Annotated in this window: 10 protein-coding genes; 8 read left to right on the forward strand and 2 right to left on the reverse strand. The window is 66.4% G+C overall.

Annotated elements, in window-relative coordinates; translation table 11 throughout:
• Positions 1-253 precede the first annotated feature (253 nt).
• On the reverse strand, positions 254-1,288 hold the full coding sequence (locus tag AC5FRZ_RS12640; RefSeq protein WP_493564747.1) for a hypothetical protein: 1,035 nt from the start codon (positions 1,286-1,288) through the stop codon (positions 254-256).
• Positions 1,289-1,393: 105 nt separating this feature from the next.
• On the opposite strand from AC5FRZ_RS12640, the gene AC5FRZ_RS12645 reads away from it, so the two are divergent.
• The 8 genes from AC5FRZ_RS12645 (at position 1,394) to AC5FRZ_RS12680 (ending at position 14,279) form a co-directional block, all read left to right on the forward strand.
• Positions 1,394-1,882, forward strand: a complete 489-nt coding sequence (locus tag AC5FRZ_RS12645) for a DUF7984 family protein (RefSeq protein WP_170095108.1) — start codon at positions 1,394-1,396, stop codon at positions 1,880-1,882.
• Positions 1,883-1,931: 49 nt separating this feature from the next.
• A complete protein-coding gene (locus tag AC5FRZ_RS12650; protein ID WP_493564748.1) occupies positions 1,932-2,657 on the forward strand; it encodes a hypothetical protein in 726 nt (241 codons plus the stop codon).
• 84 nt (positions 2,658-2,741) lie between these two features.
• The gene (proS, locus tag AC5FRZ_RS12655; RefSeq protein WP_372480447.1) at positions 2,742-4,196 is read left to right on the forward strand and encodes a proline--tRNA ligase; all 1,455 of its coding nucleotides are present in this window, start codon (positions 2,742-2,744) and stop codon (positions 4,194-4,196) included.
• Positions 4,197-4,503: 307 nt separating this feature from the next.
• Positions 4,504-6,354, forward strand: coding sequence for a right-handed parallel beta-helix repeat-containing protein (locus tag AC5FRZ_RS12660; protein WP_493564749.1), 1,851 nt, complete (start codon positions 4,504-4,506; stop codon positions 6,352-6,354).
• 437 nt (positions 6,355-6,791) lie between these two features.
• Positions 6,792-8,045 (forward strand): Glu/Leu/Phe/Val family dehydrogenase, encoded by a 1,254-nt coding sequence (locus AC5FRZ_RS12665; protein WP_153554133.1) that lies wholly within the window; start codon positions 6,792-6,794, stop codon positions 8,043-8,045.
• Positions 8,046-8,310: 265 nt separating this feature from the next.
• The gene (gene gltB, locus AC5FRZ_RS12670) at positions 8,311-12,897 is read left to right on the forward strand and encodes a glutamate synthase large subunit (protein ID WP_372480445.1); all 4,587 of its coding nucleotides are present in this window, start codon (positions 8,311-8,313) and stop codon (positions 12,895-12,897) included.
• Between the two features lie 95 nt (positions 12,898-12,992).
• Entirely contained in the window at positions 12,993-13,256 is a 264-nt protein-coding gene (locus AC5FRZ_RS12675; protein WP_493564750.1) for a hypothetical protein, read from the forward strand.
• Between the two features lie 36 nt (positions 13,257-13,292).
• The gene (locus tag AC5FRZ_RS12680; protein WP_493564751.1) at positions 13,293-14,279 is read left to right on the forward strand and encodes an NAD-dependent epimerase/dehydratase family protein; all 987 of its coding nucleotides are present in this window, start codon (positions 13,293-13,295) and stop codon (positions 14,277-14,279) included.
• Positions 14,280-14,493: 214 nt separating this feature from the next.
• Here the strand turns inward: AC5FRZ_RS12680 and AC5FRZ_RS12685 are convergent, their stop codons facing one another.
• Entirely contained in the window at positions 14,494-15,435 is a 942-nt protein-coding gene (locus AC5FRZ_RS12685; RefSeq protein WP_493564752.1) for a hypothetical protein, read from the reverse strand.
• Positions 15,436-15,541 lie beyond the last annotated feature (106 nt).

The following is a 15,541-nucleotide window of genomic DNA, read 5'->3' on the forward strand; positions in this document are numbered from 1 at the left end:
GGCGACCGTCGAACGCTGCAGGCCGGAACCGACGGCCGGAAAACCGATCCTACCTCAGCGTATTCCCCACAGGTAATAAAAGCCTTCGCAATGCGGAAGGGTCGGATTCGCACTGTCGGCTGGAAGGTCGTGACGGTGTTCCCCACCTCGGGGTGGGAAGTCGGTCACAGAGGGACAGCCGACGGCGTCACCACGCAATCCGGCACGATGGCGGTCGTGTCCTCGACGGGACACAGCGACGAGAGAGCCCCGCTCACTCCCGACGGACGGACAGTCCTTCGAGGTGGTAGATCGACTCGACCTTCGCAGCCGTGTGCTGATCCGCGTGTGACTCACCGGCGAATCCGACCGACGGCGTCACCTGAAACTGGTACACCGTCCCCGCCGTCGCAGTGAACTGGACCTCGACGGTGTACGGGTCGAGTGCCGTCGTGAGGAACGACCCCGCCGTCGGGTCGCGCCGCTCCAGGTCGATTGCCCAGTTGATGACCGCTCTGGCGATCAAGCTCCCAACGACCCCGACGTAGGGGGCGACGAGTCGGTACGCGAGAAATTCGAGCAGCTGTTCGGCCGCCTCCGTCTGGAGCCCGCTGTTGGCGCGCTGTAGATCCGGACGCGTCTGATGAGCCACAGTCCGGTCGTTCGTGAGGACGGCCAGGTTCGTCTCCGAACAGAGCGTGTAGTCACGGTTGCGGTTCTCTCGGGGCGCGTACTCGTAGGCACCGTTGCCCCAGTAGCTCGCGGTCAACGTGTAGGTCCCGCTCTCGGGAGCCCGCCAGTACGTGCGGAACGCTGCACTGGCGTTCATCCCCAGTGTCCCCGTCCCGACCAGCGCGCCATCGACGGTCAGGTGTGCCTCGGAGTCGTTGGAGACCGAAGCCCGGTTGGTCAGAGCGTGGGTCTGGTCGTCGCCGGTAATCCCGCTCGACTGCGGTTCGGCCGGCAGCTGTTCGGTCTCGTGAATCGGTACCGACCCGATCGTCGACACTGGCTCGATCCGTCGTTGCGTCGCCGTCTGGGTCTCGGCCTCCGTGCTTGTTCGTGTCGTGGTCGGCGTCTCCGTCTGGGTGGGAGTCCGGGTCTCGGTGTGCGTAGCGGTGGCGCTCTCGGTCGGCGATCGACGTGTCGCCGTTCGAGACGGATCAGTTGACCCGTCCGCGACATCGTCGGAACAGCCCGCGAGACTACTCGAAAGGGCAGTCAGGCTGACCGCTGCGGACTTGAGTACGCCACGCCGATCGACGTACCGGCGGAGCGTCTCGGCTCCCGATGGTCGCTGGTCGGGCATACATCTCGTCACGCGAGGCAGCGACAAAAATATCCCCGTCCACGCGAGAGTGGCGTATCGACACGACGGCGAGACACAAGTGTGGGGCGTGTGTGAGAACGAACGATGAACGTGACACCCGAGACGGTCAGACGCGAACGCGACTGGGTCCGAGAGCGTGCGGACGTGATCGTTCCGCTGCTCAACGAGACGAGAGCACAGCTCGGCGATGCGTTCGAGGTCGCCGTCGAGCCCGTCGACGAACCGGCGTACCTGGCCGCCGTCGACGAACTGTTCGCCGACGGGGACCGCGCGGTCAACGTCGCCGCGCTGATCGGCCTACTGCGTGATCTGGACGTGACCGACGACTATCCCGGCTTCGTCGTCGACGAACTGCTGGGTCGCGAGCTAGCCGCGATGATCGCTGGAGACCAACCCTTGCGACTGCTCGCAGAGGCAACCTTCCACTACGCGGACGTGACGACACACGGCACCGCAGACGATCCCGCGGGTGCCGACGACCTCGACGCCGCACTGGCCGCGGGCTTCCAGACGCGACTCCCCGGGTGGCCGTGGCGAGAGACGGACAGTCCCTTCGCGGTCGGGGATTCTTGAGAGGGGAGTTGGCCATACTCTTTTGAAACACGGCTTCGTGGGGGCGATTATGGATACGATCGGGGTCATCTGTGAGCCGGACGACGCCGTCTTCGGACGGGCGGCCGAGCGGCTCGCCGCCAGGGGGTTCGACGTGGAGTTCCTGCCGCCCGGTGAGCCGATCCGACCCGAGGACATCGACGCGCTCGACGCGCTGGCCAACAGAACCATCTGTCGGCAGGCCTTCGACGCGCTCTCGTATGCGGACCGCAACGGCGTCGAGACGCTGAACGGCTTCTTCCCGACGACGGCGCTGTCCTGTCGACTCGTCGTCCTCAACGCGCTGGAACAGATCGGATACCGCGTGCCCGCGATCGCGTTCAAGAAGCCCGACGCCGACTACGTCGGGAAGAACCGCTTTCGGTGGGACGGGGCGGCGGGGGTCGACGCCGATCCGGAGTTCTACCAGCAGGCGGTCGGTACCGAGCCGTCGATCGAACGCTACTACGCGCTCGACGACGGGATCGAGACGCACTTGCAGGCGCTGACGATCAGGACGAAGCTGACCGAACGGCGGCCGGTGCTCGAAGAGACGACCGTCCGCGTCCAGCTGGCGACACGCATCCGCGAGCTGCTCGATCGGTTCGACGCGCGCGCTATCGGGGTCGACTTCGTCGTCGACGAGCACGACGAGTGTTACGCCGTCGACATCAGCCCGGTGCCGAGCTTCGACGGGGCCGGGATGGAACGACGGCTCGCGGACTCACTGGCGTCGCTGACGACGATCGGTGCGTAGCTCCGGGAACCGACGGCGACACGGGCAGTGGCGGCGACCGTGGAAACACAGCGCGTTTATCCCCCCGGTGTCAGAGTGTTCGGTATGAGCGAAGAGCAGGAACTCGGGATTACGGAGAGCAAGGAACACAGTCCCGGCGAGTGGTACGCGGAGGTCGTCCAGAAGGCCGGTCTCGCGGACTACGCGCCGATGGGCGGGTTCATCATCACGCGTCCGCGAGGGTACGCCATCTGGGAGCAGATCCAGGACCACCTCGACGGGTGGTTCAAGGACACCGGCGTTCAGAACGCCTACTTCCCGATGTTCATCCCCGAGAGCTACCTCGAACGGGAGAAAGACGTAGTCGAAGGGTTCGACCCCGAGGTCGCGTGGGTCACCCACGGCGGCCACGAGGAACTCGAAGAACGACTCGCCGTGCGCCCGACGAGCGAGTCCATCATCGCCCCCTTCCTCGCCCAGTGGACGCGCTCGCACCGCGACCTGCCGCTGCGGATCAACCAGTGGTGTTCGGTCGTCCGGTGGGAGGCCACCGAGACCAAGCCGTTCTTCCGCACCAAGGAGTTCCTGTGGCAGGAGGGCCACACCGCCCACCGCGACGAGGACGACGCCTGGGAGGAGACGATGACGCGGCTCGAACAGTACGAGAAGCTGTACGAGGACGTCCTGGCGATGCCGCCGCTGAAGGGGCGCAAGCCCGAACACGACAAGTTCCCCGGCGCACACACCACGACGACGGTCGAGACGCTGATGCCCGACGGCAAGTCCGTCCAGGCCGCGACCTCCCACTACCTCGGGACGAGCTTCGCCGAGGCGTTCGACATCACCTACGTCGACGAGGACGAGGACGAGGAGACGGCCCACACCACCTCGTGGGGGCTGTCCTGGCGCGCGATGGGCGCGCTCATCATGACCCACTCGGACGATCAGGGGCTCGTCCTGCCGCCGACGCTCGCGCCCAAGCAGGTCGTCGTCGTGCCGATCTGGCAGGAAGACACCAAAGACGAGGTCCTGGAGTACGCCGCCGACGTGGCCGCCGAACTCGACGAGGCGGGCGTTCGCGTCCACTTCGACGACCGCGACCACCGTAACCCCGGCTTCAAGTACAACGACTGGGAGCTCAAGGGCGTGCCGCTGCGCGTCGAGATCGGCCCCAACGAGGTCGAAGACGAGGAACTCACGCTCTCCCATCGCCCCGACGGCGAGTCGATCACCGAGAGCCGCGAGGACCTCGAAACCACCGTCCGAGACCACCTCGACGAGGTCTTCGCGAAGCTGTACGCCAGCGCCGAGGAGACGCTGGAAGGCGAGATTCGCGAGGCCACCTCTCGCGAGGAGATCCTCGGCACGATCGGCCAGCACGGCGGCTACGTCAAGTGTGGCTGGTGTGGCGACGAAGACTGTGAGGAGCCGATCAAAGAGGCCATCGCCGCCGAGATCGTGATGGTCCCCCTCGACCGCGACGAGGAGCCGATCCACGAGGAGTGTGCCATCTGCGGCGAGGACGCAGAAGAGACGGCGTACTTCGCGAAGAGCTACTAGCGTACCGCGCCGGAGGCGCGGGTTCACCGGTCCGAGCGGGGCGAGGCGCACCGCAGGTGGGTCTCGAATGCGAACGGGGAACTGTGTGACCCGTGAGCGGAGTGAGGACCGGATTTTTCGCCGACGTTTTTGCGCGAGTGGTGCCCGCAGCGAGCGAAGCGACTGCCAGACTGAACTACAGACGTACGCCACCAATTTTTATGTCGAATTAGCTCGTGAGAAACGGTAGCTGACCGGCCTCCGGGGGTGGTGTGGGGCCGATCGGACACAGGGGACCATGGGACACAGCAACAGCACATACAGGGGTGTGGCTCTCGTCGTCCTGGCACTGGTAGTCGCAGCTGGGGTGCCGGGCGTCGTCGGGGGCCAGACCGCGAGTATCGACGAGTGTCGGACGATCGAACAGAGCGGGACCTACGAGCTGTCGGACACGATCGAGGCGACCGACGTGGATCGCTGTCTCGAAATCCGGAGCGACGGCGTCGTCATCGACGGCAACGGCCACACGCTGGCCGGCGGTGACCGGGACGAGGGGACGGTCGGGATCCACGTCGGCGGGAGCGAGAACGTCCAGATCCAGAACGTCGTCGTCACGGGATGGGGCACCGGCCTCCAGGCGGCGGCCGCGGACGGCGCGACGATCAGCGGCGTCACCGCCGTCGAAAACACGGACGGAATCGAGGTCGTCGGCAGCGACGGCGTGACCCTCAACGGCCCGACCGCTCGGGCGAACGCACAGCGGGGACTCTCACTCGGGCGCGGAACGACGAACGCCGTCGTCCGCGGCGGAGTCGCGGCCGACAACGGGGAGGACCTCGTCGTCGCGGGCGGCGACGGAAACCGAGTCCGCTCGCTCTCGCTGGGCGAATCGACGGCCGCAGAGACGAGACTCTCCGCGACGCCGATCAGGAACGCCTCGATCCGGAGCGTCGAGTCGATCCCGGACGCCCCGGACGGACAGCAGTCGGCCGGTCGGGCCGCCGCGATCACGGCGCGTGGCAGCGACACCGAGCTCTCGCTTGCCCTCCACTACGAGGACGGTGACGTCGACGACGAGTCGGCGCTGTCGATCTGGAGCTACGGGGCCGAGAGCTGGGCGACGGTCGGCGGCAGCGTGGACGCAGAGCGAAACAGAGTCAGCGCGTCGATCGACCGGTCGGCGTTCCCGACACGGACGACGCGATTCGCCGCCCTGTCCGGCGACGGGAGCCTGACACGCCAGACGGCGACGGAGACGCCAACGGCGACGCCGACCAGCACGCCGGTGTCGACCGAGGCGACGGACACGGCGACGCCGACAGCGGAGAGCGAAGACGCGACTGCGACACCGGCGGACGGTGACGACGACGCGACGCCGAGCGACGAGCGCGAGTCGACCGACACGGCGAAGCCGACCCGAGAGGGCGACGAGTCGGCTGCCGGCGATGGGACAGCCGCGAACGCGAGCGCCGACGGCGCGGCCGACACCGAGGGCACGGGCGGCGAGCAAACCGGCGCGACGACGACGGACGGAGGCGCTGGCGAGAGCGGCGGCGGACTGTTGATCTATCTGCTGGCGATCCCGCTCCTCGGACTCGTCGTCGGCGGTGTCGTCACCGGAGGACTCCTCGTCCGACGATCCGATCGAGTCGGCGAGTGGCTGGCCGGTGGCGAGCAAGACGACGAGAGCGACGCGGAGGAGGACGACGATGCGAAAGCGGAGCGCGAGGACCAGACGACCGGCGACGCCGTCCGTGGCGTCCGAGATCTGACCAACTGTGGAGATTGTGGCGAGATCGTCGGAACGAACGAACGGTTCTGTAGCCAGTGCGGTGCGAGACTCCGCGAGAACGCCGTCGACGACGGCCCCGAGAATACGGTCCCGACGGCGCTGACGCTGTCGGTCGGCGGCCGCGAGATCGCGGTCGGAGACGGAACGACGGTCGACGAACAACTCCGCTCGCTGTTGCGCGACGGTGGGAAGCCAGAACAGACCAAGTGGATCGACGACGAGCATCTCGTGTTCCAGCGAACGGACGACGGATTCGTTCTCAGGACCCGTGGCGACAATCTGACCAGAGTGAACGGCGAGCGAGTGCGCCCCGGCGAGGCGGAACCGATTGCGCCCGGCGACGAGATCGAAGTATCGGGACTGCTCGCGCTCTCGGTCGAGCAGTAGCACGCCGCCCGCTACTGTTCCGAGAGCTGTCGACTCACCAGGGAGGGAGTCAGCGAACGGAATCGGAGCCGTCGCTGTCGTCGGCGCAGTCTGTCACGTGAGAGTGACCGAGCGACAACAGTGGCGAAACGAAGATGGGGTCGAGGGAGCGTGTGACATTCTCCGGTGCCCCCGGGAGAGAGTGGCGGATGGTCCACCATAAAAGGGCGTCAGACTGTCGTGTGACAAACGACAGACTGAGGGGAGAAGTCGGATCTTGTTGCCGCCAGACTGTCCAATCTCCGCCTTGTACGTCATATAGTCACATACAAGGTATATCGGTGCCACCAAACAATACCTATTCACCAGAAGAATATTACCTCATGTTTTTATATTGGATGATTATGCACTCTGTATCGTTTCGTTATCTTTTAAGGTCGGTGTACAAACATTCAGTTATGGCAGACGTAAACCCGTTCGAGAGTTTCCAGGAGCAGGTAGACGACGCGGCAGCGTACCTCGACGTCGACGAGGGGATGCTCGACCGTCTCAAGAACCCGGAGCGCATTCTGGAGACGAACCTCGCCGTCGAGATGGACGACGGCTCCATCGAGGTGTTCCGCGCGTACCGCTCGCAGTTCAACGGCGACCGCGGTCCGTACAAGGGCGGGATTCGCTATCACCCGAACGTCTCTCGTGAAGAGGTGAAGGCACTGTCGGGCTGGATGGCTTACAAGACGGCGACGGTCGACATCCCGCTGGGCGGCGGGAAGGGCGGTATCATCATCGACCCCAGCGACTACTCCGAGAGCGAACTCGAACGCGTCACCCGCGCGTTCGCGAAGGAGCTGACGCCGCTGATCGGCGAGGATCGGGACGTGCCCGCGCCGGACGTGAACACGGGCCAGCGCGAGATGAACTGGATCAAAGACACCTACGAGACGATCGAGCGCACGACCGAGCCCGGCGTCATCACCGGCAAGGACCTCGCGAGCGGCGGCAGCGAGGGCCGCGTCGAGGCGACCGGTCGCTCGACGGTCATCGCCGCCCGCGAGGCCTTCGAGTACCTCGGCGAGGACATCGCCGACGCCACCGTCGCGATCCAGGGCTACGGCAACGCGGGCTGGATCACCGCCAAGCTCGTCGAGCAGATGGGTGCGACGGTCGTCGCCGTCTCGGACTCCAGCGGTGGGATCTACAGCGAGGACGGCTTCGACGCCGTCGCAGCGAAAGACCACAAGCGTGAGACCGGCTCCGTCGTCGGCTTCCACGGTGCCGACGAGGAGATCACGAACGAGGAACTCCTCCAGCTCGACGTGGATCTGCTGGTCCCGGCCGCACTGGAGAACGCGATCGACGCAGAGATCGCCGAGGGCGTCCAGGCGGACGTGATCTCGGAGGCAGCCAACGGCCCGATCACGCCCGACGGCGACGACGTGCTCGAACAGAAGGACGTGCTCATCGTCCCCGACATCCTCGCCAACGCCGGCGGCGTCACGGTGTCGTACTTCGAGTGGGTCCAGAACCGCCAGCGCTTCTACTGGGACGAAGAGACCGTCAACGAGCGGCTCGAAGACATCATCGTCGAGCAGTTCGACACGCTCGTCGACGCCTACGAGGAACACGACCTCCCGAACATGCGCATCGCGGCCTACGTCGTCGCCATCGAGCGTGTGCTGACCGCCGCCGAGCAGTCCGGCACCTGGCCGTAGATCGGCGCTGGGTTCGTCGTCGACACGCCTGTCGCTGCGTTCCCGTTCGCATCGGCGACGCTACCGTCGCTAGCGACGAGCGGAGAGACAGCAGAACTGCCTTTTTTGCCGTGTAGCGGCCGGTCGTACCGACGATATCGGAGATCCTCATGGTCGATCCGCACAAACCCTTATATGTTAATAATACTCATGCAAATGTGTATAGTGTACCCTTATTGTATCAGGGACACCCTCTTGTGGGGGAACCCCTATGCTCGGATCACACATGGTTGAGCGACAGCAGAGTGACCAGTCCGGGAGCGCCGCAGGGCTCGCGGACCCGACCGATACTCGGTCGAACTGCGGTGTCGGGGTCGTCATGGACCTCGACGGCGGGTCACACGACTGGGTGGTACAGGACGGACTCGAACTACTGGCGAACCTCGAACACCGCGGAACGACTGGTGCCGAAGAGAACACCGGCGACGGCGCAGGTATCATGCTGCAGATCCCCCACGAGTTCTTCGCGGACGAACTCGACGTCGATCTCCCCGAGCCCGGCGCGTACGCCGTCGGGACGCTCTTTCTCCCGCAGGACGACGACGAGGCCGCAGCGCTGAAAGATCTCGTCGAATCGACGCTGGCCGAAGAAGGGCTCGACGTGCTGGCCTGGCGGTCGGTGCCGACGGACAACGAGGACCTCGGCGCGACGGCACTCGAATCGGAACCGGACGTGACACAGGTCGTCGTCACGTCGGCCACCGGCGCGACCGGCGACGCCTTCTCGCGACAGCTCTACGTCGGTCGCCGCGTGCTGGAGAACGAAATCGAGTCGACGGAGCCGGCGGGCCACGAACGGTTCTACGTCTGCTCGCTGGACCACGAGACGATCGTCTACAAGGGTCTCCTGAAGGCAGAACAGCTGTCGGGCTACTACCCCGATCTGAGCGACGAGCGGTTCGAATCGACGTTCGCACTGGTCCACGCCCGTTTCTCGACGAACACGCTCGGCGCGTGGCACCTCGCTCACCCGTATCGGAACATCATCCACAACGGCGAGTTCAACACGATCCAGGGCAACATCAACTGGATGCGCGCCCGCGAGACCGACATCGAGAGCGACGCGTTCGACGACGGCGAGCAGAGCGGGCAGTCGGACATCGAGAAGATCAAGCCGATCATCGACGATCCCGACCAGTCCGACACCGCCAGCGTCGACAACGCGCTCGAACTCCTCTTGCAGGACGGGCGAGACCTCCCCCACGCGCTCCGGATGCTCATCCCGGAGGCCTGGCGCGGCGAGATGAACGACGTACAGGGCGACCGGCGGGACTTCTACGACTACCACGCCTCGCTCGTCGAACCGTGGGACGGACCGGCCCTCGTCGCCGCGACCGACGGTGACCGCGTCGGCGCAGTGCTCGACCGCAACGGCCTGCGCCCCTGCCGGTACGACATCCTGCAGGACAACACGCTGGTGATGTCCTCAGAGGCCGGCGCGCTCGATCACACCGCCGACGAAATCGAGGAACGCGGCCGTCTCCAGCCGGGACAGTGCTTCCTCGCCGATCCCGAAGAGGGTCGCGTCATCCCCGACGAAGAGGTGTTCGAGGACATCAGCGACGAGAAGTACGGCGAGTGGGTCGAACAAGAACAGGTCGACATCGACGACATCGCCAGCCGGGAGTCCGACGCGCCGATCGGCGACGTGGACGGCCTCCGGAGCCACCAGGCGATGTACGGCTACACCTACGACGAGGTCGACCACCTCATCCAGCCGATGGCCGAGAAGGGGAAAGACCCCGTCGGCTCGATGGGCGACGACACGCCGCTGTCGGTGCTCTCTCAGTTCAACCGACCGCTGTTTACCTACTTCAAGCAGCTGTTCGCGCAGGTGACGAACCCACCGCTGGACTACATCCGCGAAGAGCTCGTCACCTCGCTGGAGTCGCGGCTGGGCTACCAGCGGAATCTGCTGGCCGAGACACAGGAACACGCCCGCCAGCTCGTGCTCGACTCGCCGATCCTCAGCGACGAAGAGACGGCGGCGATCAAGGAGCTGGGCTCGTCTGACGACCGCGACGGGAACGGGATGTCGTCGACCGTCCTCGATATCACCTACGAGAGCGGGACCGACCTCCGGGAGGCGATCGAGGACGTTCGCGACGAGGCGACTGCGGCCGCGACCGACGCCGACGTACTCGTGCTCTCGGACCGCGCCGCGGGCGAAGACCGCGTCCCGATCCCGAGCCTGCTCGCGGTCGGTGGTATCCACCACCACCTCGTCCGCAACGGGCTGCGCAACCACGTCGGACTCGTCGTAGAGTCCGGTGACCCGCGGGCGGTGCATCACTTCGCGACGCTGATCGGGTACGGCGCGGGCGCAGTCAACCCCTACCTCGCCTACCAGACGATCGACGACCTCGTCGCCGGACCGGACGGTGCGGACCTGGAGGCGGCGATCGGCGCGTACATCACCGCCGTCGAGGACGGACTGCTGAAGACGATGGCCAAGATGGGCATCTCGACGGTCGAATCCTACCAGGGAGCCCAGATCTTCGAAGCCGTCGGGCTGGGCTCGGACTTCGTCGCCGAGTACTTCGAGGGGACGACCTGCCGCACGGAGGGGATCGGCATCGACGAGATCGAGGCCGACCTGCTCCAGCGCCACGACGTCGCCTGGAGCGAAGAAGAGCCGGACATGCCCCGACAGGGCGAGTACGAGTTCCGGTCGGACGGGATCCACCACCAGTGGAACCCCGACACGGTGGGCAAACTCCAGCAGGCGGTCCGGATGGGCGACTACGAGACCTACAAGGAGTTCGCAGCGGAGATCAACGACCAACAGCAGAACCTCCAGACGCTGCGGGGCCTGCTGGAGTTCGACGACGAGGCCCGCGAGTCGATCCCGGTCGACGACGTGGAACCGGTCTCGGAGATCGTCGAACGCTTCGAGACGGCGGCCATGAGCCTCGGGTCGCTGTCGCCGGAGATGCACGAGAACAACGCGATCGCGATGAACCGAATCGGTGCCAACGCCAACACCGGCGAGGGCGGCGAGCCCCCGGAGCGGTTCGGGACCGAGAAAGAGTGTACGACAAAGCAGGTCGCCTCCGGGCGCTTCGGCGTCACGAGCGACTACCTCGCCTCGGCCGAGGAGATCCAGATCAAGATGGCCCAGGGCTCCAAACCCGGCGAAGGCGGCCACCTGCCCGGCAAGAAGGTCAACGAGATGATCGCCCACGTCCGGTACGCGACGCCGGGCGTCGGCCTCATCTCCCCGCCGCCGCTGCACGACATCTACTCCATCGAGGACCTCAAGCAGCTGATCCACGACCTGAAGGCGGCCAACCCCGACGCCGACATCAACGTCAAGCTCGTCGCCGAGGACGGCATCGGGACGATCGCGGCCGGCGTCGCGAAGGCAAACGCCGACGTGGTCCACATCTCGGGCCACTCTGGCGGGACCGGCGCGTCACCGAAGACGTCGATCAAGAACGCCGGCCTCCCCTGGGAGCTGGGACTGGCCGAAGCAAACCAGATGCTGACTGGGACGGAGCTGCGCGACCGGATCAGAGTCACCTCCGACGGCGGGATGAAGACCGGGCGCGACGTGGCCGTCGCCGCGCTGCTTGGCTCGGAAGGGTACATCTTCGGCACCGCGTCGATGGTCACCTCGGGCTGTGTGATGGCCCGGCAGTGCCACGAGAACACCTGTCCGGTCGGTGTCGCCACCCAGAACGAGAAGCTGCGAGACCGCTTCCCGGGCGAGCCCCAGCACGTGGTCAACTACATGACCTTCATCGCCCAGGAGCTGCGCGAGATCATGGCCGAACTTGGCTTCGAGACCATCGACGAGATGGTCGGCCGAGCGGAGGTGCTCCGACAGCGCGACGACATCGAGAACCCCAAGGCCAAGAAGCTGGACCTCTCCGGACTCGTCGCCGAACCCGAGGGCGACCAGCGCATCAAGACCCGCGAGCAGGACCACGACATCGACGAGCAACTCGACTGGGAGCTCATCGAGGCCGCCGAGCCGGCCCTCGAAGACCGCGAGCCGGTCGCGATCGAGACGGAGATCGACAACGTCCACCGCGCGGTCGGCGCGACTCTCTCGAACCGCATCAGCCAGGCCTACGGCACCGAGGGGCTGGCCGACGACACCATCCGCGTCGACCTCGACGGGACGGCGGGCCAGTCGTTCGGTGCCTTCCTCCAGGGTGGCGTGACCATGGCGCTGGACGGGACCGCGAACGACTACGTCGGCAAGGGGCTCTCCGGCGGGAAGGTGATCGTCGAGACGCCACAGACGGCCGCCTTCGATCCCGCCGAGAACATCGTCGTCGGCAACGTCGCGCTGTACGGCGCGACCCAGGGCGAGGCCTACGTCAACGGGATGGCCGGCGAACGCTTCGCCGTCCGCAACTCCGGGGTCAAGGGCGTCGTCGAGGGCGTCGGCGACCACGGCTGTGAGTACATGACCGGCGGCGCGATCGTCGTCCTGGGCGAGACGGGCAAGAACTTCGCGGCCGGGATGTCCGGCGGCGTCGCCTACGTCTACGATCCCGACGGCGACTTCGAGCAGCGAGCCAACACCGGGATGGTCTCGCTGTCTCGCTCGCTGGAAGGGAAAGACGAGCAGATGATCACCCGACTGGTCGAGAACCACGCCGCCTACACTGACTCGGAGCGCGCGAAGGCGCTGCTCGACGAGTGGGACGCGGCGCTCGACGACTTCGTGAAGGTGATGCCCGACGCCTACGCCGAGGTCATCGAAGAGCGCGACCGCGACGACGTGCGCAACGAACCGCCCGCGTCGGCCACGCCCGAAGCCGGCGCGGTCGACAGCGGGATCGCGACCAGCGACGACTGAAGCTGGGAGTCACAACCATCTCGTTTTCGTCGACCCGGCGAGGGGCCACGCGGAATATTTATTTGTGCCGACAAGTGGGAGACGGGTAGATTATAATGGGTGAGTTTGTCCTCGACGACGAATACGAATCACGGGGAGAGCGAGTCTCGTTGCACTTCGAGCAGTCCTACGTCGACGAGAGCAACGGGAAGACCGCCTTCACCGCGCAGTACGTCGTCTACGACGCGCGTGCCGACGGTGAGATTCCCGACGCGGACCGACTCGGGGAGACCGACGACGAGATCCGTGCCGCGCGATGGTTCCAGACGCCGCCCGACGCGCTCCACGACGGTGACCTCCTGGGGCAGTATCTCGAGTGACCAATCGTTTTCCCGTCGCCGACCGAGAGAGCCACTATGGACTCAGTTCTGGTCGTCGGCGGGACGCGCTTCATCGGCCGAGCGACGGTCGAGGAGTTCCGCGAGCACGGCTACGACGTGACGATCTGTAACCGCGGGAACCACGCCAATCCCTTCGCAGACGATCCCGGCGTCGCACACGTCGCGGGCGACCGACGCGATCGCGACGATCTCGAAGCGGTTCGCGAGCGGGTCGACCCCGACGTCGTGATCGACTGCGTGGCCTACTTCCCCGAGGACGTGCGCGAGGCGACCGACGTGTTCGCCGACTGCGACGCGTACGTCTACGTCTCCAGTGGCGCGTCCTACGGCGTCGAACGCGTCCCCAAGCGCGAAGACGAGACGCCCCTGTGTGAGTGTACGGACGAGCAGGCGACTACGGAGGGGGCGGCGACCTACGGGCCGCGGAAGGCCGAGGGCGACCGGGCGGTGTTCGCGGCCGCCGAACGCGGCGTCAGGGCGATGAGCGTCCGTCCCACCGTCGTCTACGGCCCTCACGACTACACCGAGCGGTTCGACTACTGGATCGATCGCGTGGACACCCACGACCGCGTCGCCGTGCCGGGCGACGGGCTGAGCCTCTGGCAACTGGTCTACGTCGAGGACGTCGCCAGCGCGCTCCGGGTCGTCGCCGAGTCGGGCACTGCCGGCGAGGCGTACAACGTCGGCGACGACCACGTCCCGACGCTGGGCGAGTGGGTCGATCTGCTGGCAGAGGCCTGCGACACGACGGTCGAACGAGTGGACGTGAGCGAGCGCGAACTGAGTCGTGCGGGACTCGAATCGACGGCGTTCCCGCTGTATCGGCCCTCGCCACACGTGCTCTCGACGGCGAAATTACGCTCGCTGGGCTGGTCGTCGACGCCACACGAGACGGCGCTGGCGGCGACGGTCGACGAACACCGCGAGAGCGAGCGCACGGGGCGCGACGAGGGACCCGACCGAGCGGACGAGACGGCGCTGCTGGCGTCGCTCGACGAGTGAGTCGGCGACAGCGCCGAAACGGTCACCTCACACCCACTGGTCCAGGCAGTCCGTCGAGCAAAACGTCAGGTCAACGTCCGAGTCGGCGTCGTGGACGTGGGCTCTGAGCGTGTACGCCCGAGTGTCGGTGTCGCAGTTCACACAGGACATGACACCCGTTCTTCGAGGCCCGGACGGATTGTTATAGAGTGTTTACCAGTTCGTCGCCGAGTCGCTACCAGATCGGCCCCGGTTCGAAGAGGAACACGACCGCCTCGCTGGCGACGAGCAGTGACGCGTACGCGAGCGCCGGAACGAGCAGCGAGTCCGTCCGCTCGTAGGTGTAGGCGGCCACTCCGAGCGTCGCCACGTTGGCGAGCCCGTACAGTCCCGCAGCGATGGAGTCGATCGAGGCGACCCACTGGACTCCGGAGAGGACGACGAACAGCACTGCGGGCACGGCAGCGACGGCCCAGATCCACCAGGCGTCGAAACGTGTTCGGGAGACGTGGACAGCGAGCGACGCGAGCGCGAACAGCCCGACGCCGACGTACTTCGAGGTCTCACCGATGCCGCCGACCAGTCCCTGATCGCCCAGCACGAACGCACCCAGCAGCGTCGTCAGGGCGATCGCGGTGTCGCTGCTCGTGATCGATCGAAAGCTCCCCTGAACGAGGACCTGGTTGAGCACCAGCGCCAGCGGGACGGCGACGAACACCCTGGCGAGCGTCGTGCCGGCGGCGAAGGTGACCGACGCCCGCTCGGCGTAGGCCGTGAGCACGAGCGTCTTGAACGGGACGCTCGTGACGTTGCCGACGAGGTCCGTCACGCCGATCAGGACGAGCGGCGTGACGACGGCCAGTGCAACCATCGCCAGATCCGATCTGCCCGGAAGCGCCGTGCCGACGGGCACGTTTCGGGCACGGACGTAGACGGCCGCGATGACGACGACGCTCGCGACCAACGGCCCGCTGTAGACGAACGAACTCGCGAGGAAGGCACCGAGGCCGTCGACACCGAGCGCGTCGGCCAGCGAGAGACTCCGGACGGCGGGACCGACCACCCGCTGCCACAGCGTCCCGGTCCACAACTGGACCGCCAGCAGCGCCGCCACGACGATCAGCAGTTCCGTGGCCAGCGGGCGGCGGCTCTCGTCGAGTGAGCCCGTCGTTGCCATGTCCGTCCAGTTCTGTCCCACTCGGTAAAAAACGGGGTGACGATCGACGAGTGCGCGCGTCGGTCGCGCGACCGACCCGCCGTCCTGGGACGATCGCCGGCCACGA

It is taken from the genome of Halomicrobium sp. HArcht1-1, from assembly GCF_058933285.1.